Below are 23,678 nucleotides of genomic sequence, written 5' to 3'. Positions count from 1 at the left end.
GTCACCGGCGAAATTAGTCACCGGCAAACATGTAGCCCTCGCCATGCACTGTGACAAAAATTTGCGGGTTCTTGGGGTCAAACTCTATTTTGGCGCGTAAACGACGAATCAGAACATCGATCGTTCGGTCATTTGGCATATCCACCCGATGACTGAGCAGATTAAGAATTTTCTCCCGGCTGAGCACCTGATTCGGACAAGAAGTCAAAGCGACCAGCAGCTCATACTCGGCCTTGGTCAGTCGCACCGGCTTGTCATCATAGAAGAGCGCGCGCCGGGCTATATCAAAACGCCAGTCCCCAAAGGAAACCGTTCCAGGCGGGAGCACACTTTCAGAGACCATATCTCCAGCCATCAAAGAGACCCGCCACAGCAGGTTTTTAACTCTGGCTAAAAGCTCACGCAAGGCTATCGGATGCGTAATACAGTCGTCAGCGCCCATCTCTAAGCCGATAATCCGGTCGATACTGTCGACACGGCCAGTCAGCAAAATAATACCGGCGGTTGATTCCCCGCGCAGCTCTCGGATCAGCAGCAGACCATCCTCATCGGATACATTAATATCCAGGATCAAAATGTCCACATGATGTTGTGTGAATATCGCCCGTAATCCCGCAGCATCACTTGCCTGTGAAACCCGATATCCTTCTTTGTCAAAATAACCAACCAGGGTATTACGTGTCACATCATCGTCAACAACAACAAGAATATGATTGCTCATGGCATAATTGGACCCATAAAAACGATGCAACCAATTTTAAATATTGCCAATGGCAATTCTAGCATTCACGGCAAAAATCCACGCCTTTATTGATTCAAGACAAGCTCTGACAGCAATGGCTTCTCCCCACAAACAACAAAACCTATTTTGTTTAACCGTTTTTTCACTTAACGCATTATTACTATTGATGATTATTGATTAGACTTACTACAAGTACACGCAGCCGGAGTCTGACCATGCAAGACATGCAAGAACTGAAAGCTTTCAATGATCAACGCGCCGAACTCTATTGGTGGTTATCCAGTTTATTCAACCAGGAACTGAGCGCCAAAGAGCTGGCCCAATATCATTCTCCGCAGATTCGTGGTTTCCTTTCCGGATTAGGTGAAAATGACGAACTCAAGCCCGCCGTCCGCAACATCATCAGCGCCCTTAACCGATTACTGGAAAGACAGGACGCGCAATTTGAGCTCGCCGCCGATTTTTGCCGTTTGTTTCAGGGGATCCAACCTCAAGCGCCTATCCCCTGCGCTTCTCATTACAACAACACATCCACTCCCGGCCATGACACAGCTGCGTCAGAAATGGCGCAGCTGATGAAAGCCGCCGGCATTGCTAATCACTCACCGACGCAACCTGCCGATCACATCGCGGTGGAACTCGACTTTCTCGGCCATATGATCATGCGCAGCAATGAGCTGGAGAAACCGGTCCATATGGAGCAGGCATTCGCTGAACAGGCCATTTTTATCGAGAACAGTTTAATCAATTGGGTGCCACAATTTGCCCAGCGGTGCCGTGAGCATGACACCTTCGGATTTTACGCGGCCGTCACTGACCTGCTGGTTGCGTTATTAAAACTCGACTTAGCTTATCTCACCAACGAGTAACAGGCTTTTATAGCGCTTTAGGTGACCTAAGCGGTCCGATTCAGTGATGATAATTTAGACTCATCCGATGAATTTCGTTGCGACTTAGGGCGTTGCAGTCTAGAATCTTGGCCGCAAACGATAAAATACAACGTTAAGATGCAAACCGCTGTTTAAGGGCGGTTTTTGTGTTTTTACTACTTATAGGCTTCACTTTGTGTCAAAGCCTAACCGCTGCTGAACCTGAGCATGGCTTCCCCCGAACGGCGGGATATACTGCTCAACGGGCAACATCCATCATGACGTATACCGTTCATGACACGATATTGTTGCATCGGCAGTCATCGACAGGACAAACCTATGGCTACGATTAAAGACGTTGCTCGCCTGGCCGGCGTTTCAACAACAACCGTATCTCACGTAATTAACAAAACCCGTTTCGTTGCAGAAGCTACACAAGAAAAAGTGATGGAAGCGGTAAAAGAGCTGAATTATGCACCAAGTGCCGTAGCTCGCAGCTTAAAATGCAACACCACCCGTACGATCGGTATGCTGGTAACCCAGTCAACCAACCTGTTTTTCTCAGAAGTGATCGATGGCGTAGAAAGTTACTGCTACCGACAGGGTTACACGCTGATTTTATGTAACACCGGCGGTATCTATGAAAAGCAACGTGACTACATTCGCATGCTGGCAGAAAAGCGAGTTGATGGCATGCTGGTGATGTGTTCGGATCTGACCGAAGAACTGCTGGAAATGCTTGAAGCACATAAAGACATTCCGAAAGTGATCATGGACTGGGGGCCGGAAACTTCTCAGGCCGATAAAATCATGGACAACTCAGAAGAAGGGGGTTACCTCGCGACAAAATATCTGATTGATCATGGGCATCAGGATATAGCCTGTCTGAGCGGCCATTTTGTCAAAGCGGCTTGTCAGGAACGTATTGCGGGCTTCCGTCGTGCGATGGCTGAAGCCAATCTGCCGGTATGTGAAGACTGGATCCTGGAAGGTAACTTCGAATGTGATACCGCTGTACTGGCGGCAGACAAGTTGATTGCCATGGATAAGCGTCCAACTGCCGTGTTCTGTTTCAATGACACCATGGCTTTGGGTCTGATCAGCCGTCTGCAACAACGCGGTGTACGTGTACCGGATGATATGTCTGTGATTGGTTACGACAACATCGAATTAGCCGAATATTTCTCACCACCGCTGACGACTATCCACCAGCCAAAACGTCGTGTGGGTAAAAACGCATTTGAGATCCTGCTGGAGCGCATCAAGGATAAAGAACACGAGCGCCGTGTATTCGAGATGCATCCGGAAATAGTAGTACGTGATACGGTAAAACACTTGACAAAATAAGGGTTTTATCGAAAATACGCATCGCATCCCATATGAGCACGCGTTAGTTGTGTTAATTTTGTTGCACCCGTTAAATATAAACTTTAGAATGAGTATCACATTTGCAGACTGTAAATGTGATACTCATTCAATGATTTAATCATCCTTTGATAAAAAGGAGATGTCACGCACAGGGCAAACCATCTGAAAAGGTGGGACGCAAAGCCTCCGGCCTGAACCAGTTTCTGGTAGGTAGCGGGGTTACCGATGGCAAAAATGCATTAATTACGAAGTTGACTCCCTACTGACACACATACTGCATTCTTTTGCTACTCTCTCGGACCTGATTTTGGTGGCGTATTAATTAATACACCGAGACTTAAAGCATGGATAAACCAATACTTAAAGATTCAATGCGGCTATTCGAACAATTAGGACGCGTTAAATCTCGTTCAATGTTCGGCGGATTCGGCATTTTTGTCGATGACACCATGTTCGCATTAGTAGTTAATGATAAATTACACATACGTGCCGACGACGCTTCAACTGCAAAATTTAAGCAACAAGGTTTCGAACCCTATGTTTATAAGAAGCGGGGTTTCCCGGTCGTAACCAAATATTTTGCGTTACCGGAAGACTGTTGGTCAGACACCGGACGTATTCTGGAAGATGCTAAAGCTGCACTTGCCGTTGCAAAAGCAGAACGGGAAACACAAGCCCAGGCAAAACCAGATCGTTTAAAAGACTTACCTAACCTGCGATTAGCAACAGAACGGATGCTGAAAAAAGCCGGCATTCAAAGCGTTGAAGACTTGCAGGAAAAAGGTGCCGTAGAAGCTTACAAAGCCGTTAGACAGTCACATTCTTCAGATGTCGGTTTGGAACTTCTGTGGGCACTGGAAGGCGCGATAGAGGGCAAGCACTGGTCAGTAATCCCTCAGGCACGTCGCGACGAGTTGTTACAACGTTTGTCTTAATCCCTTAAAAATCAGAGCAACTTCACTTAATAAAGCACTCGCAAATGCGGGTGCTTTTTTTGTTGTTGGGTGAAACTTTTTTGTTTTGGGTGAAATTTGGTTTATGGTGAAAGAAAAACACGATAAAACCTGTCTCACTAATTATCTAGCAAAACATCGCTATTTATCTTTCAGGTTATCACCATCAGGAGCACATATGAGTCGCAAGTGGGTTTGGGGAATTCTGCTTATCGGGATTATCTTAACAGCCAGTATTGTATTGGGCCCTTCCCTGACTCTGGAGAATGCGAAATTACAGCAATCATTACTCAATGAGTATATTCAGAGCCATTTAATTTCAGCCGCCGCTCTCTATTTCTTCAGCTATCTGGTGATCACAGCATTATCTATTCCGGGCGCAGCGGTTGTCACACTACTGGGGGCCGCGCTGTTTGGTTTTTGGTTAAGCCTGCTGCTGGTCTCATTTGCCAGTACCCTGGGTGCCACACTGGCTTTTCTCAGCAGTCGGTTTCTGCTGCGTGAATGGGTGCAAAAGCGATTTGGGGCCAAGTTGGAAACCATCAACCGCGGTATGGATCGTGATGGCGCCTTTTACCTGTTCTCCTTGCGCCTGATACCGGTGTTTCCGTTTTTTCTGATTAACTTACTTATGGGGCTGACATCCATCAAAGCCACCCGTTATTATTGGGTAAGCCAATTAGGAATGCTGCCTGGCACTGCGGTGTATCTGAATGCCGGCACTCAGCTTGCCCAAATAGACTCACTGGCAGGTGTCGTCTCGCCTTCCGTGCTGCTGGCTTTTGCACTATTGGGGGTATTCCCATTGCTAATGAAGTGGCTGCTCAATAAGCTTCCCCATCGTCGCTCCGATGCCACTTAACCGGATGCTCAGTCTATGAAAATATTCATTGCCGCTAACCCAACCGACGCACACTTATTATGCGAATTACTCAAGCAAGCAGGAATAATCTGTGATGTACGAGGTGAAGGCTTGTTTGGCCTGCGCGGCGAATTGCCGCTCAATGATGATACTGCTCCGTATATCTGGCTCTTTCATCCTGAACAGCTGGCACAGGCCCAAGCACTGATTGAAGAATACACACGTCCGGCTGCCGACAGCAAAACGGCGGCATGGCGTTGTCACTATTGTGGTGAAATGAATGACGCGCAATTTGCCCTCTGCTGGCAGTGCGGAAAAGCTGACCAAGAGTAGCGAGAGCAACCACTGTCAGCTCTGCACAAGCGATCTGGTGATGCTCGGCGAAACAGCAACATGCTGCTGAATAAAACCAATTGAAACCTGGTTGAAGTGCTCAGGTTGCTCAACGTTACACACATGACCGCAATCAGGTATCTGGTATAATTCACTGTGACGGTGCGCAGCAACCATCTCTTTGACCGGCTGAATAAACATATAATCCTTCTCTCCCATCAGATAGAGCGTAGGAATCGCACTGTCCTTCTGTTTGAAATAGCCCATCAGCGGATTGACATCAGCCGCGAGAGTAAACCAGCGTTTAAACTCTTTCTGACACAGCTTTTTCGCTTCACGAATAAACAAGTGGCGTGACTCTTTCTGACTGCGCTGCGGCATGACAATGTAGGCAAATAAACGATACAGCCACATGTAGGGAATGATGTGCTGGCCGAGGCGTCCGAGCTGAACCAGTATCTGAGAGCGGGCATTAAAGCGGGTAACCGCCCCGCCCAGCACCATAGACGAAATCCGGTCAGCCGACACTTCCGCAATATTACGCACTATGATGGTCCCCAAAGACATAGCAACAAAGTGAGCAGTGCGGATATGCAGGTGATCCAACACACACAGGACATCCTGAGTCACGGAGTGGAAGGTATAACGATGAGAGATTAACTCTTTGAGCAATTTGCCGGACTTACCATGCCCGCGCAGATCAATCAACAATAAATTGAAGTGCTGTTTATAGGCTTTAATTTGCTTGAACCAAATCGACGAACTGCCTCCGGCACCATGCACAAATACCACCCACTCCGAGCTGAATGGATGCAGATACGTTTTATGGAACAAAATGTTGTCAGACATTAGTAACAGGCTCAGTAATCACTCGCGCACAGACTACCATAATCTGCGCCAGCGTAAGTCATCCAACACCGACAACTGTGCACAAAACAAGCCACTTACCATAAAAAAACGGAATGCTTTCACATTCCGCTCATAAACCTTGTCGATTCAACACCAGATATCCGAACTCTGCTTTGACAGCAGTGCAACCGGGCAGCTCTTTAAAGACGAATATCGGCCTTTATCTGCGTCGGGTTAATCAAACCGGGCCAGACGATACATCTTGACATATTCCAGCGCCGACTCGCTCCAGCTGAAATCGGTGCCCATCGCGCGCTGCTGCACTTTGAGCATCTCATCGGGATGTTGCAGGTAAAACAGCAAAGCACGTTGCATTGTAATCAGCAGAGCTTCAGGTGACGGCTCCTGAAAGCCAAAACCGGTCGCCTCATGCGGGTACTTGTCATAATCATGTACTGTGTCTTTCAGCCCGCCAACCTCACGTACAATAGGCAAGGTACCGTAAGCCATACTGTAGATTTGGTTCAGACCACAGGCCTCGAACTCTGATGGCATCAGGAAGAAATCTGAGCCAGCTTCGACCAGGTGGGCAAACCGGTTGCTGTAGGCTTCGACAAACGCAAACTTATCAGCGTGAGCTGCGGCAATCTTATGCAGCTTAGCCGCAACTTCAGGCTCACCAGTCCCCACAATCACCAACTGCACATCATTACGCAGGAACTGCGCAAGAATTGGCAGAATGTAGTGAAAGCCTTTCTGATGAGTCAGACGGCACACCATGCCAAACATCGGAATATCGCGTTGCGGTAATTGCAGTTCAGTTTGCAATGCGGCTTTGCTGGCGGCTTTACCGGCAAGCAAAGAATCCGTTTCGGCTGTGTATGTCTGAGGCAGGTAGCTATCGGTTGCCGGGTTCCATTCTGAATAGTCACAGCCATTGACAATGCCGTGCAAATCACGGGCACGATGGACAAAATCATCAACCAGACCGTGCGAGCCGAGTGGTGTCAGCAACTCCGATGCGTAGTTCGGGCTAACCGCATTAATCTTATCGGCAAACGCAATACCGGCGCGCAACATGCTGATGTGATCATGACCATATTGCAGAAATTCCATTCCCGATAAATTCAGTTCCGGGATAACTTCCAGCTGATGGTAAGAAAAAATCCCCTTGAAGATGGCGTTGTGGATGGTCAGGACACTCTTTACATCCTCAAAATACCCATCATCCTGATAGCGGGTTTTGAGCAAAAAAGGAACCAGACCGGTATGCCAGTCATTAGCGTGGATAATATCCGGTTTGATACCCAGTTTAGGCAGTACGTCCAGACAGGCGGAAGAGAAGAAACCAAAACGCTCTCCATTGTCCGGATACGCCTGGTTGCCCTCAGCATAAAGCCGAGGACGGTCAAAATACTGGTCGCAATCGATAAGATAGACCGGCACACCATCGAGTTCACGCTGGCGTACCTGATAACGGATATGCGGCCAATGGGTCAGTTCGGTATCAAGGATCACCGGAGCTGAATCTTTGTCTGCAACTGTGCGATACCCAGGCAGTACAATCGCCACCTGGTGACCAAGTTCAGCCAGTGCTTTAGGCAGTGCCTTAGCAACATCCGCTAAGCCACCACTCTTCACCAACCCTTCGGCTTCTGATACAACAAACCAAACATTAATGTGTTCAAGGTTAGAATCCAACTTTTGTTCCTTTTGCTATGACAACGATCCCCTCGTCGGACACATGGAAACGTTGTCTGTCCAATTCCAAGTCTTCGCCGATAACAGTCCCTGGGGCGATCTCCACATTTTTGTCGATAATGGCGCGCTTAACTGTGCAGCCTGCACCAATTTTCACGTCTCCCAAGATAACAGATTCACTAATGTAAGAGCCAGTGCCAATGTTACTGCGATACCCCAAAACCGACTTATAAATCTTCGAAGCCTGGATGTAGCTGCCGCCTGATACCAGGCTGTCTTTAATGGTGACCTTCTTATCCCCAACATCGACAAAGGTAGCCGGTGGCAGTGGTGGATAATAGGTATGTAGCGGCCAGCTACGGTTATACAGAGAGAATGGCGGCTCTTTATCAAGCAGATCCATATGCGCTGACCAGTAAGACTCTATCGTACCCACATCGCGCCAGTAGCTTGACTCCTTCTCACCCTTGATTTTATTGGTAGAAAAATCGTACACGTACACTCCGCCTTCCGGGAACATCTTCGGAATGATGTCTTTACCAAAGTCATGACTGGAGTTTGCGTTCGCGGCATCCTGACGTAATTCGTCGCATAAAATTTCGGTATCAAAAATGTAGTTCCCCATTGATACCAGCGCCCACTCCGGTTGACCCGGAATGGATTTAGGACATTCAGGCTTCTCTTCAAAGCCAACCATCAGCCCCTCTTCATTGACTTCGATAACCCCGAACGAGGATGCCTGCGAAATAGGCATACGAATCGCAGCAACAGTCATACGAGCTTCCTGACGACGGTGGTAATCCAGCATCTGACGAATGTCCATCTTGTAGATATGATCAGAGCCAAAAATACACACCTGATCCGCCTCTGAGATTTCGACAAAACGCAGGTTCTGATAAATAGCATCTGCCGTGCCTTCATACCAGCGTTTGCCATCGCGCATCTGGGCAGGAATGGTATCAATAAAACGGTCACGAATACTGGAGACATTCCACCCTTTTTTCATATGCAGGTAGAGTGATTGAGATTTAAACTGCGTCAGTACGTAGAGACGCATTATATCCGCGTTGACGAAGTTATTCAGCGCGAAGTCAATCAATCGGTAACTGCCACCAAACGGCACGGCAGGTTTGGTTCTGGAAGCGGTCAGCGGCATCAGTCTGGAACCTTCGCCACCGGCTAAAATCATACCTAGTACACCAGTCATTATTATTCTCCATTTTTTGTATTGCGCTCGTCATATCTGAAAAGTGGGGGGGATGACGGCGTTTTCCTTTCAACCGGCAACATTACATACAGCTAGCAGATACGTGGGGAAACGCAAAATGCAACCAGTTAGTTATCTACTTTATCTAAACCGTACAGGAATACAATTCAGGAATCAGCATTCTCTAATGGAATCTGTTGTTGCGTTTCCAACACCTAATAACGCTCACAAAATAGAGGGTTATTACTACCTAAAAACTAACAATTCCGTTACGGCTTTCGCCTAAAGTGACGAACATTCAACCAGCAGTGTAGGAGTGAAATGTGACAGAGGATACCGTCAAGTGACGATATTCATAACCAGGTCAGAAAATTGCGACACAAACTCACTTTTACCCGGTATAACAATGATAAAAAAGGCAGCCGATTGGCTGCCTGCAGATATGTGTAACACGCTGGTTTACAATAACTCGTTATTTGGCGTTCTTACGCTTATCCGTGATTTCCCACTTACCTTCGTTAAACAGCGCCGTCCATCCTGACGGTTTGCCGTCATCTTCAGTACGTACGTAATGCTCTTTACTTTTACGACTGAAGCGGACCACTGCCGGACGACCATCCGGGTCATGAGTCGGCGCATCGGCCAGATAATGGAATTTCTCTGAAATACGATCTTTGTATTTCGCCAGCTCCTCTACCAACGGCGCACGGGTTTCCCGTGATTTCGGGAAGTTGCTTGCCGCAAAGAACAGACCTGACGCGCCATCACGCAGAACAAAGTACGCGTCTGAGTTCTCACACGGTAACTCAGGGAAGTGAACCGGATCTTCTTTTGGCGGTGCCACTTCTCCGTTTTTCAGAATCTTACGTGTGTTCTTACAGGTTTCGCTGGTGCAATCCATGTATTTTCCGAAACGGCCGTTTTTCAGCACCATATCAGAACCACATTTGTCACACTCAACCACAGGGCCATCGTAGCCCTTCACCTTAAACTCACCCTTCTCAACAATGTAGCCGTCGCAGTTCGGGTTGTTACCACACACATGCAACTTACGCTTATCATCGATAAGGTACGCATCCATTGCGGTTTCACAGATAGGACAACGCTTCTTGGCACGCAGTGCAGCGGTTTCAACGTCTTCTTCCAGAACGTTGATAATGCCCTCTTCGTCACCTAAGTTGATCGTTGTCTTACAACGCTCTTTCGGTGGCAGCGCATAACCGGAACACCCCAGGAACACACCGGTCGAGGCCGTACGAATCCCCATCGGGCGCTCACAGGTCGGGCAAAGAATATCGGTCATCACGATATGGTTCGGCTTCATACCGCCGTGATCTTCATCCTGCTCAGCTTGTTCCAGATTGTGGCTGAAGTCTTCAAAGAAGTTATCCAGCACACCTTTCCAGTTGGTTTCACCTTCCGCAATCTGGTCCAGTTTCTGTTCCATGCGGGCGGTAAAATCGTAGTTCATCAGATCTTCAAAACTGTCATCCAGGCGGTCGGTCACGATCTCACCCATCTTCTCAGCGTAGAAACGACGCTGATCAACTTTGACGTAGCCACGATCCTGAATGGTCGAGATGATGGATGCGTAGGTTGAAGGACGGCCGATACCACGTTTTTCCAGTTCTTTAACCAGCGCAGCTTCGGTGTAACGTGCCGGCGGCTTAGTAAAGTGCTGTTTCGGATCCAGTTTTTCCAGAGCCAGAGTTTCACCAACCTGGACCGCTGGCAGAATCTGGTCTTCATTTTTACCCAGAGGACGCTGTACGCGAGTCCAGCCATCAAATTTGAGAATACGACCTTTCGCTTTCAGCGTGTACTCGTCCGCTTTAACGCTGACGGTGGTTGAATCGTATTTGGCCGGCGTCATCTGACAAGCGACAAACTGGTTCCAGATAAGTGCATACAGTTTGTGAGCGTCCGCTTCCATCCCTTCCAGGTCTTCCGCTTTAACGGACACGCTTGAAGGACGAATCGCTTCGTGCGCTTCCTGAGCACCTTCTTTGCTGCCGTACACGTTCGGCTTACCAGGCAGGTAGGCATCACCAAATTCACTGGTAATGTAGTCACGTACCGCGCCTACCGCCTCTGAACTCAGATTAGTCGAATCGGTACGCATATAAGTGATGTAACCCGCTTCATACAAACGCTGAGCCAGCATCATGGTTTTCTTAACACCGTAGCCCAGACGCGTACTGGCCGCCTGCTGCAGGGTTGAGGTGATAAACGGCGCCGACGGTTTACTGCTGGTTGGCTTGTCTTCGCGCTTACACACTTCGTAGCGCGCTTTTTGCAGCGCAGCTACCGAAGCCATGGCATCGGTTTCGTTAGACGGTTTGAAGGCCATACCGTCTTTCTGAGCCACCAACAGACGGAATGCTTCGTGACCCGGTGTCAGAGTGTCAGCGTGGATATCCCAGAACTCTTCCGGTACAAACGCTTTAATTTCGCGCTCACGCTCCACCAACAGTTTTACCGCCACAGACTGAACGCGACCGGCTGATAGGCCTCGTGCCACTTTTTTCCAAAGCAGCGGTGACACCATAAAGCCCACCACGCGATCCATAAAACGACGGGCCTGCTGAGCATTCACGCCAGCCATGTTCAACTCTCCAGGCTGCTGGAAAGCTTGCTGAATGGCGTTTTTAGTGATTTCGTTAAACACAACACGTTTATATCGCTCTTCATCGCCACCGATGATCTCACGAAGGTGCCAAGCGATAGCCTCTCCCTCGCGGTCCAAATCGGTTGCGAGATAAACGCTGTCTGCGTCTTTCGCTAACTTTTGCAGTTCGGCAACGACTTTTTCTTTGCCGGGTAGAATCTGGTAGTTGGCTTCCCAATCATGGTATGGGTCAATACCCATTTTCTTGATCAGTGCAGCACGGTCCTTCTCTTTCTTCAGGCGTGCTTTTTCTTCTGCACTTAGCTCTTTGGTTGAGACAGGTGCGGCTTTCTTTTTCGTCGCCGTGCTTTGACCGGCGGTTGGCAGATCGCGGACATGACCGACACTAGACTTAACAATAAAGTCTTTGCCAAGATATTTATTGATCGTTTTGGCCTTGGCTGGCGACTCCACTATAACGAGTGATTTACCCATAATTTGACTCAAATGTCCTTAATCACTATGCGAACAGTAAATCGCATGACGTTCTACAATATTGCTTCTTTTTTTACTATCGAGCCGAATAAAGAGAAGATCAACAGGTTTTTAAAAAAATCCACTTATTTGCTCGACAAATCGACGAAACCTCACCCGTCGCAGGAAATCCCGCACATACTAAAATGACTTACTCGGCAGCGCGACTGCAAACAGGTGAAATATGGAACAAATCACAGATTAGTCAAATGCACCATTCTCATTTTTCCTGTTTTTGATCATGGTATTTGCGTGTCACAACCCTAAACTGGCAACACATGACTACCGAGGAGACAAGTTATGACTAGCAAAACTCACATAAGCGAATTCGATCTGCTGCTCATCGCCAACCAACTGATTCAAGAGCATGAAAATTACATCGAGGGCATGCGCGCAGATAGTGTGGAAGAGAAAGCCGATGTTCTGGTGTTCAAAGGAACTTACTTTCTCGATTCAAACGGTATGCCGACCGAAAAGACAACAGCGGTGTTCAACATGTTTAAATATCTGGCTCACCAACTCTCTAACGAGTTTACGCTGCAAAAATAATAAAAGCCTCTTAAAGAGGCTTTTATATCAACAACTTTGTGTAACTATTTTTAAAATAATTTTACTCGGCGTGACTTAGCTGAGCAAACTTATCGAAGTAATCCGGGAACGTCTTCGATGTACACTTAGGATCATTGATGGTGACAGGCGTATCGCTCAATGCGACCAGTGAAAAACACATCGCAATGCGGTGGTCATCATAGGTGTCGATCGCAGCGTGCGTCAGTTGTGCTGGTGGCGTGATGGTAATGTAATCTTCACCCTCCTCCACTGTCGCACCGACTTTACGCAACTCGGTTGCCATTGCCGCCAGACGATCTGTCTCTTTGACTCGCCAGTTGTAGACGTTACGAATCGCAGTCGTCCCGTTGGCAAACAGTGCTGTAGTCGCAATGGTCATTGCTGCATCCGGAATATGGTTGAAATCTAAGTCAACCGCATTCAGCTCACCACGACGCGCGATAACGTAATCTTCGCCCCATTCAATTTGTGCACCCATTTTTTCTAATGCGTCAGCAAACTGAATATCACCCTGGATACTGTTTTTACCAATCCCGGTCACTTTCACCTGACCGCCTTTAATTGCGGCGGCAGCAAGGAAATAAGAAGCCGAGGATGCATCGCCCTCCACCATGAAGTTACCTGGCGAAACATAAGACTGACCTGCAGGAATCACAAACTGCTGATAATCATTATTAACGACCTGCACACCAAACTGTTCCATAATGTGCAGCGTGATATCAATGTATGGTTTAGAAACCAGCTCACCTTCGATATTGATGGTAATCTGCCCCTGCGCCAGCGGAGCTGACATCAGGAACGCCGTCAGAAACTGACTGGAGATTGAGCCGTCGATCGATACGCTGCCGGCTTGAAGACCTGTACCCTGGATACGCAACGGAGGATAATTTTCATTTTCCAGATAGTCGATTTGAGCGCCGGCCTGACGCAGTGCATCAACCAGGTGGCCAATCGGACGCTCTTTCATGCGCGGCTCGCCGGTCAGGAGAAAATCCCCCTCGCCCAGGCACAGAGCGGCTGCCAACGGGCGCATCGCTGTGCCTGCATTACCTAAAAACAGTTCCTGCACATCAGTGGCGGTAAACGGCTTACCTAATCCTTCCACTTCGCATTCAGTTTTGTCATCAGACAGGCGGAATACCACCCCCAGCTTAGTCAGGGCATTCAGCATATGACGGATATCGTCACTGTCGAGCAGGTTAGTCAGGCGGGTTGTGCCTTTAGCAAGCGCTGCCAGCAGCAACGCGCGGTTTGATACACTTTTTGAACCTGGCAGGTTCACTTGTCCGTCAATTTTTGCAATGGGTTGTAAAGTGAGGCTTTCCATTAAAGTTGTGTTTCCTTGCACTGCCGCTACTCCTGTCTTGTGCAATGATCGTTACGGCAGTGAAAATTCTTCGTATCCGCAGACTAACCAAAATCCCCCCCCAATGCCAGTGTTAATCGGGGCTTTGAAATGAAATTCTGACGGTTTGCGCTTGGGTCAGTACATTGTTCGCTATCACGCAGTACCAAACGCGTCTCACATCTCTTTATCAACCCGCACTCCGTCATTAAAATAGAGGATACGTACCCGATCACCGGCGGCAAACAGCATCTGGTTATCAATGTCCTGAATAACGTCAATCAATTGGCCATCCTCGGTCTTAATCAGGATTTCAACCAGACGGTATTCAACCTGATAACTCTGATCGCCCTGATGACGGACGATACCCGCTCCGGCAATAGCACCAACCGCTGTCGCAACCTGTCGTCCGTGCCCATCACCGAACTGATGGCCAATCAAACCACCGACGACTGCACCAAGCAGGGTTTCCCAACCATTCGCCTTAGAATGGACAATGTCCTGCTGAGAGATGTAACGTACTGTATCTACAGTACCAAACACCACCTCATTTACCGGCCTTGCCTGATTTCGCTGATAGGCAGCATTGGCAAAGAGAGGAAAAATCAATAAGATCCAAATCCACTTGTTCATGTTTTACTCCTGTCGGGTTCTTGATTACCGGAAACGCTTACTATGACGATTTATCTCACCGAGTTAGCCAGGGATGATTTTAGTTTTCCATCCCCCTACCTTGCTCTGCAAGAGCCAAACGGCCTGCTGGCTTTTGGTGGCGATCTGCACCCAAACCGGATTCTTAACGGCTACCAGAACGGTATATTTCCCTGGTATGGCCCGGGCGAACCGATTTTATGGTGGAGCCCGTCTCCACGTGCTGTGTTTGATCCTAAGACATTCAACGCCGCCAAAAGTGTGAAAAAATTTCAACGTAAGCACGCTTATACCGTCAGTATTAATCACAATACGCCCCATATCATCGATATGTGTGCCGCCGTGCGCACACCTGAAGAAACTTGGTTGAATGGCGAAATGCGTCAAGCTTATAAGCAACTGGCGCGTCAAGGACATTGCCATTCCGTTGAAGTGTGGCACAACCAGCAAATTATTGGTGGCCTGTACGGCATTCAGGTCGGCAGGCTCTTTTGCGGCGAATCAATGTTCAGTCTCAAACCGAATGCCTCGAAGATAGCACTATGGTATTTCTGCCACCATTTTGCCGCTCATCGGGGAGAACTCATTGACTGCCAAGTGATGAACCCTCACCTTAAATCATTGGGTGCAAAGGAGTTATCCCGCGACAAATTCATGGATTTGTTGCTATCTTTAAAGAAACAGGACGTAAGCAAACGTTGTTTTGAGCCCCAGTGGCTGCCTTGTCCGGCGCAAACAACGACTGAGGAATAAACATGAGCTCTGAGCTGCAAAATATTCGTATTGGACTGACCAGTAATCACCCGTGCAGTTACCTCAAAGATCGCATGGAACGTGTCGCTGTCGCTATCGACAGCCAGATGCAATCCGCCGAAAACTATGAAATTCTGCTGGCAAACGGATTCCGTCGCAGCGGCGATACCATCTATAAACCTCACTGTGATGCATGCAACGCTTGTGAAGCTCTGCGTGTCTCGGTCAGCGACTTTGTGCCATCCAAAAGCCAAAAGCGTCTGCTCAGCAAGATGCGTAGCGAATTTTCGTGGCAACTTAAACAGAATTTGGATAAAAACTGGTTTAGTCTCTATTCGCGCTATATCAAAGCACGTCACCGCGATGGTACCATGTACCCACCGCGTAAAGATGAATTTGATAAATTTGCCCGCAGCGCCTGGTTAGATACCCGCTATTTGCATATATACCACCAGGATAAACTGGTGGCCGTCGCAATAACCGATATCCTTCCCCACAGTGCCAGTGCGTTTTACACCTTTTTCGACCCGGACCATCCGCTGTCGCTGGGCACGTTGGGCGTGCTGACCCAGTTGGAGCTGTGTAAACAGCTGGATAAACAGTGGCTTTATCTGGGATATCAAATTGATGAATGTCCGGCAATGAACTACAAAGTACGTTTCAGACGTCATCAAAGGCTAGTAAATCAGCGTTGGCAAGGGTAGAATACTGCCCAACTTTACATATTGTTTAATTAGCGGCAGAATGCGGCCGTTAATATTTGCCTAATTTCTAAAGAGGATTAAATGGCTAAAGAAGACGTAATTGAGATGCAAGGTACGGTCCTTGATACTCTTCCAAACACAATGTTCCGCGTTGAGCTAGAGAACGGTCACGTAGTGACTGCTCACATCTCTGGTAAAATGCGTAAGAACTACATCCGTATCCTGACGGGTGATAAAGTGACTGTAGAGATGACACCATACGACCTGACAAAAGGGCGCATCGTCTTCCGTGCTCGTTAATCATTGATTTTCGAATGCAACAAAAACGGAGCTTAATGCTCCGTTTTTGTTTTTCGGCCCACCGGGGCAGCTCGTCTTCCCCTGCTTGTATCGTCCGCTATTGAGTCTGCGAGTTCCCTACAGAGCTACGATGCCTCTCTGCAAAGAGCTGACAAACCGGCAACCGGATGATTCACACAAGCCGATAGCCCGTGTTCTGTACTACTTGAATTGGCTGGCAAATCGAACAGACTGTCCAGATCCGAAACACAAAAAAGCGCACTGATTTCAGTGCGCTTTTTGCATTTATTGCAGATAGGTCAACCTGGCTCGATGACAAGTGAATCAGTGAACCACTTCTTCGCGGGTTCCCATGTATTCAAAGGTCAGGTTATCGTCACTCAGCGCAACTTTCACCGTACCGCCGTCAACCAGTGAGCCGAACAACAATTCGTTCGCCAATGGTTTTTTCAGTTTATCCTGAATAACACGGCCCATTGGGCGTGCACCCATTTCACGGTCATAGCCCTTGATTGCCAACCAGTGACGAGCATCTTCGGATACTTCCAGAGATACGCCACGAGCATCCAGTTGGACCTGCAGTTCGACAATAAATTTGTCGACCACTTGATGAATAACCCGTTCATCGAGCGCGTTGAACCAAATAATATGGTCAAGTCGGTTACGGAACTCAGGTGTAAATACCTTCTTGATCTCAGCCATGGCATCATGGCTATGATCTTGCTGGATCATCCCGATCGATTTCTTCACGGTTTCTGCCACACCGGCGTTGGTCGTCATCACCAGGATCACATTACGGAAATCCGCTTTACGTCCATTGTTATCCGTCAGCGTACCGTTATCCATCACCTGCAGCAGCAGGTTAAAGATATCCGGGTGAGCTTTCTCAATCTCATCCAGCAGTACCACCGAGTGAGGGTGCTTAATCACCGCATCCGTCAGCAAACCACCCTGGTCGAAACCAACGTAACCCGGAGGCGCACCAATCAGGCGGCTCACAGAGTGGCGTTCACCGTACTCAGACATATCAAAGCGCAGCAGTTCAATACCCAGCAACTTAGACAGCTGGACTGTGACTTCTGTTTTACCTACCCCGGTCGGACCGGCGAACAGGAAGGAACCCACCGGACGATTGTCCGAGCCCAGCCCTGCACGGGTTAACTTGATGGATTCGGTCAGTACGTCAATCGCATTATCTTGTCCGAATACCAGCATCTTCATTCTGCGGTCCAGATTTTTCAGGATGTCTTTATCAGAAGACGACACTGATTTTTCCGGAATACGCGCCATTTTTGCGACCATGGCTTCAATTTCAGCCACACCGATGGTTTTCTTACGACGACTGGCTGGCAGCAGACGGATTCGCGCACCGGCTTCATCAATCACATCGATAGCCTTATCTGGCAGGTGACGCTCATTAATGTATTTCGCCGACAACTCAACAGCCGCACGCAGTGCTTTGTTGGTATAGCGGACGTCGTGGTGCGCTTCGTATTTAGGCTTTAGCCCCATCAGAATCTTGGTGGTGTCATCCAATGATGGCTCTACCACATCAATTTTTTGGAAACGGCGCGATAACGCACGCTCTTTCTCAAAAATGTTGCTGTATTCCTGATAAGTCGTCGAACCGATACAGCGCAGTTTACCGCTGCTCAGCAGAGGTTTAATCAGGTTAGCGGCATCAACCTGGCCACCCGATGCTGCACCCGCGCCAATAATAGTGTGGATTTCATCGATAAACAGGATAGCGTCTTTCTCTTTTTCCAGTTGTTTAAGAATCGACTTGAAGCGCTTCTCAAAATCGCCGCGGTATTTAGTACCCGCCAGCAGAGAGCCGATATCCAGCGAGTAAATCACGCTGTCTTTGATCACTTCAGGTACCTGGCCTTCAACGATACGCCATGCCAGACCTTCAGCAATCGCCGTTTTACCAACGCCGGCCTCACCCACCAGCAGCGGGTTGTTCTTGCGGCGGCGGCACAGCACCTGAATGGTTCTTTCCAGCTCCTTGTCACGGCCAATCAGCGGGTCAATCTTACCTTGTTTGGCCAGATGATTGAGGTTAGTGGCAAAGCTTTCCAGACGTTCGTCTGCACTCACCTCTTCACCGCTCTCGGTACCGAAAGAATCGGATGAAGAGTCTTCGCCGGAGCTGGACGCTTTGGTGATGCCGTGTGAAATAAAGTTAACAATATCCAGACGACTGATGTCGTTTTTCTTCAGCAGGTAAGCTGCGTGAGACTCTTGCTCACTAAAAATGGCGACCAGGACATTAGCTCCGGTCACTTCGCTACGCCCGGATGACTGAACATGGAAAACGGCACGCTGCAAAACGCGCTGAAAACTCAGCGTTGGTTGTGTCTCACGCGTCTCGTCATTTTCCGGGATGAGGGGCGTCGTTTGATCGATGAATGTATCCAGCTCACGACGTAATGTGTCGATATCAGCCTGACACGCCAGCAGTGCTTCCTTCGCGGCATCGTTTTCCAACAATGCGAGTAGGAGGTGCTCGACGGTCATAAATTCATGTCTTTTGTCCCGCGCTCGAGCGAACGCGCCATTTAGACTCGACTCTAGTTCTTTGTTAAGCATAAGTCCTCCTTAAGGAACAACCACATCGTCGTCGCAAGTTCTAAGCTTGCTCCATGGTGCATAACAGTGGGTGCTCATTTTCCCTTGAGTACATTGTCACCTGTGCGACTTTCGTCTCTGCAACCTCTGCAGTAAATGTGCCACAAATTGCTTTACCTTCGTAATGCACCTTGAGCATTACCTGCGTCGCTCGTTCGATATCCATCGAGAAAAAACGTTCCAGGATTTCGATGACAAAGTCCATCGGTGTGTAATCGTCATTGTTTAACAATACGTTATACATAGCCGGTGGCTTGATCCCTGTTTCTTCTCGCTCCAGAAGTTCTGAGCCCGGAGACACCCATTCAAAGTTTTTGCTCATGACGGCCGTTATTCAGACTGTTTCTCAAATCAATAACCTATTCAGTCCCATTCACAACACGGTTTCATAACCTAACATGCTGTCACTTCAGGTGAAAAACAACCCTTAATTAGAGACTAATGCAGCAATTGTATCGCTGCAAATAAAAGATTGCTATTCAGTGCCATCACCCATGCATTTGAACAAAAAGCAACCGTCAATATGCAAATAAACTCACAACATGCTTCGCTATTTGCAACTGTTAAAATTATCAAATTAGCAACCTGCCATTAACAAATTGCAAATTACTCACCAACATGTGCCATAAGTTTGAGTTACGTACGACCAATAGTGATTTACTTATAAAACTACATATCTTTATACGGTTTTCCTATTGACTGTGTTCAATCATTGGCTACATTGGTCAAATAGTGACTAAAAATTTGGCAGCGGCTAAATGGCTATTCACTACTTGGAGAGCTCACGACGATGGAGAACAAGTGAGTTTTCTCTTAAACAACATCAGTAACGAAAATGCATGAGGGATGTAAAGCATGGCTACAGGTACAGTTAAATGGTTCAACAACGCCAAAGGATTTGGATTTATTTGTCCGGAAGGTGAAGACGGAGACATTTTTGCCCATTATTCAACGATCCAGATGGATGGCTATCGGACGTTGAAAGCGGGCCAGACAGTATCGTATGAAGTTGAACAAGGCCCTAAAGGTTACCACGCCAGCAGCGTTGTACCGATTGAGGGTCAACAAGCAAAATAATCGCTGCCAAAAGATGATAGATATTTTGTTCGGTAAGCGTTACCGACTGCCGTAAAAAGAACACCCGCCATATGGCGGGTGTTCTTTTTATTACATCTGATACATCTGAGCGTTGACTACCGTGAAACCGTTACCCGTATGTGAGTAACGGTTACTTGTATGTGAGTAACGACTCCGTGTCAGGTATTACGCACGATCGATGATGCTGTTCAGAGTCGCACTTGGGCGCATAACAGCGGATGCTTTTTCAAATACCGGTGCATAGTAACCACCCAGGTCAACACTCACACCTTGCGCGCTGTTCAGCTCAGCAACAATGCTTGCTTCGTTGTCTTGCATCTGTTTCGCGATTGGTGCGAATTCTGCGGCCAGGTCGGCATCTGCAGTCTGCTCAGCCAGAGCTTGTGCCCAGTACATAGCCAGATAGAAGTGGCTGCCACGGTTATCCAGTTCACCCACTTTACGTGAAGGAGATTTGTTGGTATCCAGGAACTGACCGGTCGCTTTGTCCAGTGCATCCGCCAGCACTTGAGCTTTAGGATTATTGCTGACTTCGCTCAGATGCTCCAAAGATGCAGCCAGAGCCAGGAATTCACCCAGTGAGTCCCAACGCAGGTGGTTCTCTTTCTCTACTTGCTGAACGTGTTTAGGCGCAGAACCGCCCGCACCGGTTTCGAACAGACCGCCACCGTTCATCAGAGGAACAACAGACAGCATTTTCGCTGAAGTACCCAGTTCCAGAATCGGGAACAGGTCAGTCAGGTAGTCACGCAGAACGTTACCAGTGACAGAAATCGTATCCAGCCCCTCTTTAATGCGAACCAGAGAGTACTTAGTCGCTTCGACTGGCGAGAGGATCTTGATTTCAAGACCCGCAGTGTCGTGCTCAGGCAGGTACTGGTTCACTTTCTTAATCAGCTCTGCATCGTGAGCGCGAGCTTCATCCAGCCAGAATACCGCTGGTGCACCCGTTGCGCGAGCGCGGGCAACCGCCAGTTTAACCCAATCCTGGATCGGTGCATCTTTCACCTGGCACATACGGAAGATGTCGCCAGCTTCAACCGCTTGTTCCAGCAGCACGTTACCCGCCGCGTCTACAACGCGTACGCTACCTTCAGCGTCGAGGATGAAGGTCTTATCGTGTGAGCCGTATTCTTCTGCTTTCTGCGCCATCAGGCCGACGTTTGGTACGCTGCCCATAGTGGTTGGGTCGAAAGCACCGTTTTCCTTACAGAATTCGATCACGGCCTGGTAAACACCTGAGTAGCAGCGATCCGGGATCAGTGCTTTAGTGTCTTTCTGTTTACCATCCGGGCCCCACATCTGGCCGGAAGAACGGATCATGGCTGGCATAGAGGCATCAACGATGATGTCGCTTGGTACATGCAGGTTGGTGATACCACGGTCTGAGTCAACCATCGCCAGTGCAGGCTGGGTTTCATAAACCGCTGCGATTGCCGCTTCGATCTCAGTGCGCTGGGCTTCTGGCAGAGTCTGGATCTTCGCGTATACATCACCCAGGCCGTTGTTCACATCAACACCCAGCTGTTCGAACAGCTCGCCGTATTTAGCAAATACCTCTTTGTAGTACACTTTAACCGCGTGACCAAAAATCACCGGGTCAGAGACTTTCATCATCGTCGCTTTCATGTGCAGAGACAGCAGTACATCCTGGCTCTTCGCTTCAGCGATCTCTTTCTCGAAAAACTCAACCAGAGCTTTCTTGTTCATTACTGTGGTATCGATGATTTCTTTATCTTGCAGTGCAAATGGTTTTTTCAGCACTTTGCTTGAACCATCTTTACCAACAAATTCAATTGAAACCTGAGTGGCTGCATCGACAGTCAGTGACTTCTCGCTGCCGAAGAAATCTTTGTCGTCCATGCTTGCAACATGTGACTTAGAATCTGCAGACCAGGCCCCCATTGAGTGCGGGTTCTTCTTCGCATAGTTTTTTACTGATGCAGGCGCACGACGGTCTGAGTTACCTTCACGCAGTACAGGGTTTACCGCACTACCTTTGATTTTGTCGTAAGTTGCTTTGATCGCTTCTTCTTCGTAAGTGCTTGGCTCATCTGGGTAGTTAGGCAGGCTGTAGCCTTTTTCCTGAAGCTCTTTGATGGCTGCACGCAGCTGAGGAACAGATGCAGAGATATTTGGCAGCTTGATGATGTTCGCTTCTGGAGTCTGAGCCAGGTCACCCAGTTCAGCCAGTGCATCACCGATACGCTGGTCTTCTTTCAGGTGCTCAGGGAAGTTGGCAAGAATTCGGCCTGCTAACGAAATGTCACGCGTCTCAACGTTGATACCTGACGATGCTGTAAATGACTGAATGATTGGCAGCAATGAATAAGTGGCTAGTGCCGGAGCTTCGTCAGTGATGGTGTAGATAATTGTAGGTTTTTCTGTAGGCATGAACTTTCCCTATTTGTTCTAACAGCGCAATGAATTGCATCACACTGTGTGAATGTCCGTACTCTGTTGACCCCTCCTGCCCAGCAGGAAGCGCCGTCCAACCAGGGTACGATAATCCCACTTTTTCAAGTCTCGGTCTTCAAGTCCCGGGCCGAACACGATGAATCTGCGCGTCCGTCCAATACCCAGTCGCTTTGTCGCTGCTTTGATGCCGACGCCGCGCTCCCTGTCCTCAATTCTATACAACTCAATTCCATACAATAAGTTGCTTTTGAGGGCCGATGCGCTTCTGGTCTGACAGCAGATCCAATGACTTGGGATACAGTCCGTGAGTGAAGGCAGTTATAATTAAACAAAACTAAGATAATAGTCTATCATCTTGTTCGTCATTACTGTTTTCGGGCGCGCAAATAATAGCTTAAATCCGCCCGTCTGGAAACTTTGAAATACAAGTCATTCACATTTTTGCAAGGTACTTAACATGTCATCCCGCTCGCCGCGAGCTTCTGCTACCTCAACACACGGCGCCTCAAAGCCGCATTTTAAACGAGCAAAATCTTCCGATTCTGTGCGTAATGCCAAGAGTCCACAACGTCATCGCAAACCAACAAACGGGCAACGTGCGCGTGCCGATAAGCCAAGAGTGTCTCCTCAAGACCGTAAAGTGGTGATCTTCAATAAGCCGTTTGACACGCTGAGCCAGTTTACCGACGGTGAAGGGCGTAAAACTCTGGCGGATTTTATTCCGCTCAAGGACATTTATGCCGCCGGTCGCCTTGACCGTGACAGTGAAGGACTGATGGTTCTGACTAATGATGGTATTTTGCAGGCCCGCCTGACTCAGCCGCAGTCTAAATCGCCGAAGACCTACTGGGTGCAGGTGGAAGGCGCCCCGCAAGAGCAAGATCTGGAACAGCTGCGGCGCGGAGTCACGCTCAAAGATGGCCCGACTCTGCCTGCAAAGGTGGCTATTATGACCGAGCCAAAACTCTGGGATCGCCATCCGCCGGTACGCTATCGCGCTGCAATCCCGACCACCTGGCTGGCCATCACCATCATCGAAGGACGCAACCGTCAGGTGCGCCGCATGACCGCACATATCGGCTTCCCTACCCTACGCCTGATCCGCTATTCTATGGGTGATATTGTACTCGGCGACCTGCAGCCGGGTGAATGGAAAGAGATCAAGCTCTGACACACAGATCA

General features: G+C 48.5%; 21 protein-coding genes and 1 riboswitch. Of the genes, 11 read left to right on the top strand and 10 right to left on the bottom strand.

The features are described 5' to 3' along the window. Positions 1–13 precede the first annotated feature (13 nt). Positions 14–721, bottom strand: a complete 708-nt coding sequence (torR, locus tag E6C74_RS09465; protein ID WP_136484471.1) for a two-component system response regulator TorR — start codon at positions 719–721, stop codon at positions 14–16. Positions 722–966: 245 nt separating this feature from the next. Between torR and torD the strand changes: the two genes are divergently transcribed. From torD to E6C74_RS09440, 5 genes are all read left to right on the top strand, one after another. Beyond that, positions 967–1,611 carry a molecular chaperone TorD gene (gene torD / locus E6C74_RS09460; protein ID WP_136484978.1) on the top strand — a complete coding sequence of 215 codons (645 nt, stop codon included), beginning with the start codon at positions 967–969 and terminating at the stop codon, positions 1,609–1,611. 339 nt (positions 1,612–1,950) lie between these two features. Beyond that, positions 1,951–2,958, top strand: a complete 1,008-nt coding sequence (purR, locus tag E6C74_RS09455) for an HTH-type transcriptional repressor PurR (RefSeq protein WP_136484470.1) — start codon at positions 1,951–1,953, stop codon at positions 2,956–2,958. Between the two features lie 163 nt (positions 2,959–3,121). Next, a riboswitch (cyclic di-GMP riboswitch) is annotated at positions 3,122–3,206 on the top strand. Between the two features lie 117 nt (positions 3,207–3,323). Further along, positions 3,324–3,914 (top strand): TfoX/Sxy family DNA transformation protein, encoded by a 591-nt coding sequence (locus E6C74_RS09450; protein WP_136484469.1) that lies wholly within the window; start codon positions 3,324–3,326, stop codon positions 3,912–3,914. 196 nt (positions 3,915–4,110) lie between these two features. Continuing rightward, positions 4,111–4,794 carry a TVP38/TMEM64 family protein gene (locus E6C74_RS09445; protein ID WP_136484468.1) on the top strand — a complete coding sequence of 228 codons (684 nt, stop codon included), beginning with the start codon at positions 4,111–4,113 and terminating at the stop codon, positions 4,792–4,794. Positions 4,795–4,809: 15 nt separating this feature from the next. Beyond that, entirely contained in the window at positions 4,810–5,127 is a 318-nt protein-coding gene (locus E6C74_RS09440) for a DUF2007 domain-containing protein (protein WP_136484467.1), read from the top strand. A gap of 15 nt (positions 5,128–5,142) precedes the next feature. Here the strand turns inward: E6C74_RS09440 and E6C74_RS09435 are convergent, their stop codons facing one another. The 4 genes from E6C74_RS09435 to topA form a co-directional block, all read right to left on the bottom strand. After that, positions 5,143–5,991 carry an alpha/beta hydrolase gene (locus tag E6C74_RS09435; protein WP_206208403.1) on the bottom strand — a complete coding sequence of 283 codons (849 nt, stop codon included), beginning with the start codon at positions 5,989–5,991 and terminating at the stop codon, positions 5,143–5,145. Positions 5,992–6,210: 219 nt separating this feature from the next. Next, positions 6,211–7,677, bottom strand: a complete 1,467-nt coding sequence (glgA, locus tag E6C74_RS09430; protein WP_136484465.1) for a glycogen synthase GlgA — start codon at positions 7,675–7,677, stop codon at positions 6,211–6,213. Further along, positions 7,667–8,887, bottom strand: a complete 1,221-nt coding sequence (gene glgC, locus E6C74_RS09425) for a glucose-1-phosphate adenylyltransferase (protein ID WP_346762936.1) — start codon at positions 8,885–8,887, stop codon at positions 7,667–7,669. The genes glgA and glgC overlap by 11 nt, the downstream gene beginning before the upstream one ends. Before the next feature lie 469 nt (positions 8,888–9,356). Next, a complete protein-coding gene (gene topA / locus E6C74_RS09420) occupies positions 9,357–11,987 on the bottom strand; it encodes a type I DNA topoisomerase (RefSeq protein WP_136484463.1) in 2,631 nt (876 codons plus the stop codon). Positions 11,988–12,326: 339 nt separating this feature from the next. Between topA and E6C74_RS09415 the strand changes: the two genes are divergently transcribed. Next, positions 12,327–12,575: a YciN family protein gene (locus E6C74_RS09415; RefSeq protein WP_136484462.1), complete on the top strand. Its 249-nt coding sequence runs from the start codon at positions 12,327–12,329 to the stop codon at positions 12,573–12,575. A gap of 61 nt (positions 12,576–12,636) precedes the next feature. Here E6C74_RS09415 and aroA read toward each other — a convergent pair whose 3' ends face one another. Together aroA and E6C74_RS09405 are read right to left on the bottom strand one after the other, a co-directional pair. After that, positions 12,637–13,923 carry a 3-phosphoshikimate 1-carboxyvinyltransferase gene (gene aroA, locus E6C74_RS09410; protein WP_136484461.1) on the bottom strand — a complete coding sequence of 429 codons (1,287 nt, stop codon included), beginning with the start codon at positions 13,921–13,923 and terminating at the stop codon, positions 12,637–12,639. 195 nt (positions 13,924–14,118) lie between these two features. Continuing rightward, entirely contained in the window at positions 14,119–14,574 is a 456-nt protein-coding gene (locus tag E6C74_RS09405) for a glycine zipper 2TM domain-containing protein (RefSeq protein WP_136484460.1), read from the bottom strand. Positions 14,575–14,616: 42 nt separating this feature from the next. On the opposite strand from E6C74_RS09405, the gene aat reads away from it, so the two are divergent. From aat to infA, 3 genes are all read left to right on the top strand, one after another. Then, positions 14,617–15,345 carry a leucyl/phenylalanyl-tRNA--protein transferase gene (gene aat, locus E6C74_RS09400; RefSeq protein ID WP_136484459.1) on the top strand — a complete coding sequence of 243 codons (729 nt, stop codon included), beginning with the start codon at positions 14,617–14,619 and terminating at the stop codon, positions 15,343–15,345. 2 nt (positions 15,346–15,347) lie between these two features. Beyond that, positions 15,348–16,049: an arginyltransferase gene (locus E6C74_RS09395; protein ID WP_136484458.1), complete on the top strand. Its 702-nt coding sequence runs from the start codon at positions 15,348–15,350 to the stop codon at positions 16,047–16,049. Between the two features lie 81 nt (positions 16,050–16,130). After that, positions 16,131–16,349, top strand: a complete 219-nt coding sequence (infA, locus tag E6C74_RS09390) for a translation initiation factor IF-1 (protein ID WP_006075347.1) — start codon at positions 16,131–16,133, stop codon at positions 16,347–16,349. A 324-nt stretch (positions 16,350–16,673) separates the two neighbouring features. On the opposite strand, the gene clpA is transcribed toward infA, so the two are convergent. Continuing rightward, positions 16,674–18,941, bottom strand: a complete 2,268-nt coding sequence (gene clpA / locus E6C74_RS09385; RefSeq protein WP_136484457.1) for an ATP-dependent Clp protease ATP-binding subunit ClpA — start codon at positions 18,939–18,941, stop codon at positions 16,674–16,676. Positions 18,942–18,981: 40 nt separating this feature from the next. Further along, positions 18,982–19,302 carry an ATP-dependent Clp protease adapter ClpS gene (gene clpS / locus E6C74_RS09380; protein WP_136484456.1) on the bottom strand — a complete coding sequence of 107 codons (321 nt, stop codon included), beginning with the start codon at positions 19,300–19,302 and terminating at the stop codon, positions 18,982–18,984. A gap of 533 nt (positions 19,303–19,835) precedes the next feature. On the opposite strand from clpS, the gene cspD reads away from it, so the two are divergent. Continuing rightward, positions 19,836–20,057, top strand: coding sequence for a cold shock domain-containing protein CspD (gene cspD / locus E6C74_RS09375; RefSeq protein WP_136484455.1), 222 nt, complete (start codon positions 19,836–19,838; stop codon positions 20,055–20,057). A 186-nt stretch (positions 20,058–20,243) separates the two neighbouring features. Here the strand turns inward: cspD and E6C74_RS09370 are convergent, their stop codons facing one another. Beyond that, positions 20,244–22,472, bottom strand: coding sequence for an NADP-dependent isocitrate dehydrogenase (locus E6C74_RS09370; protein ID WP_136484454.1), 2,229 nt, complete (start codon positions 22,470–22,472; stop codon positions 20,244–20,246). Between the two features lie 481 nt (positions 22,473–22,953). On the opposite strand from E6C74_RS09370, the gene E6C74_RS09365 reads away from it, so the two are divergent. Continuing rightward, positions 22,954–23,667 (top strand): pseudouridine synthase, encoded by a 714-nt coding sequence (locus E6C74_RS09365; protein WP_136484453.1) that lies wholly within the window; start codon positions 22,954–22,956, stop codon positions 23,665–23,667. Positions 23,668–23,678 lie beyond the last annotated feature (11 nt).

The sequence above is a fragment of the Vibrio sp. H11 genome, assembly GCF_004804295.1.
GTDB classification, from domain to species: Bacteria; Pseudomonadota; Gammaproteobacteria; order Enterobacterales; family Vibrionaceae; genus Vibrio; species Vibrio ostreae.
Note: the sequence above shows the minus strand (reverse complement) of the source record. Positions and strands in the feature narration are given on the sequence as shown.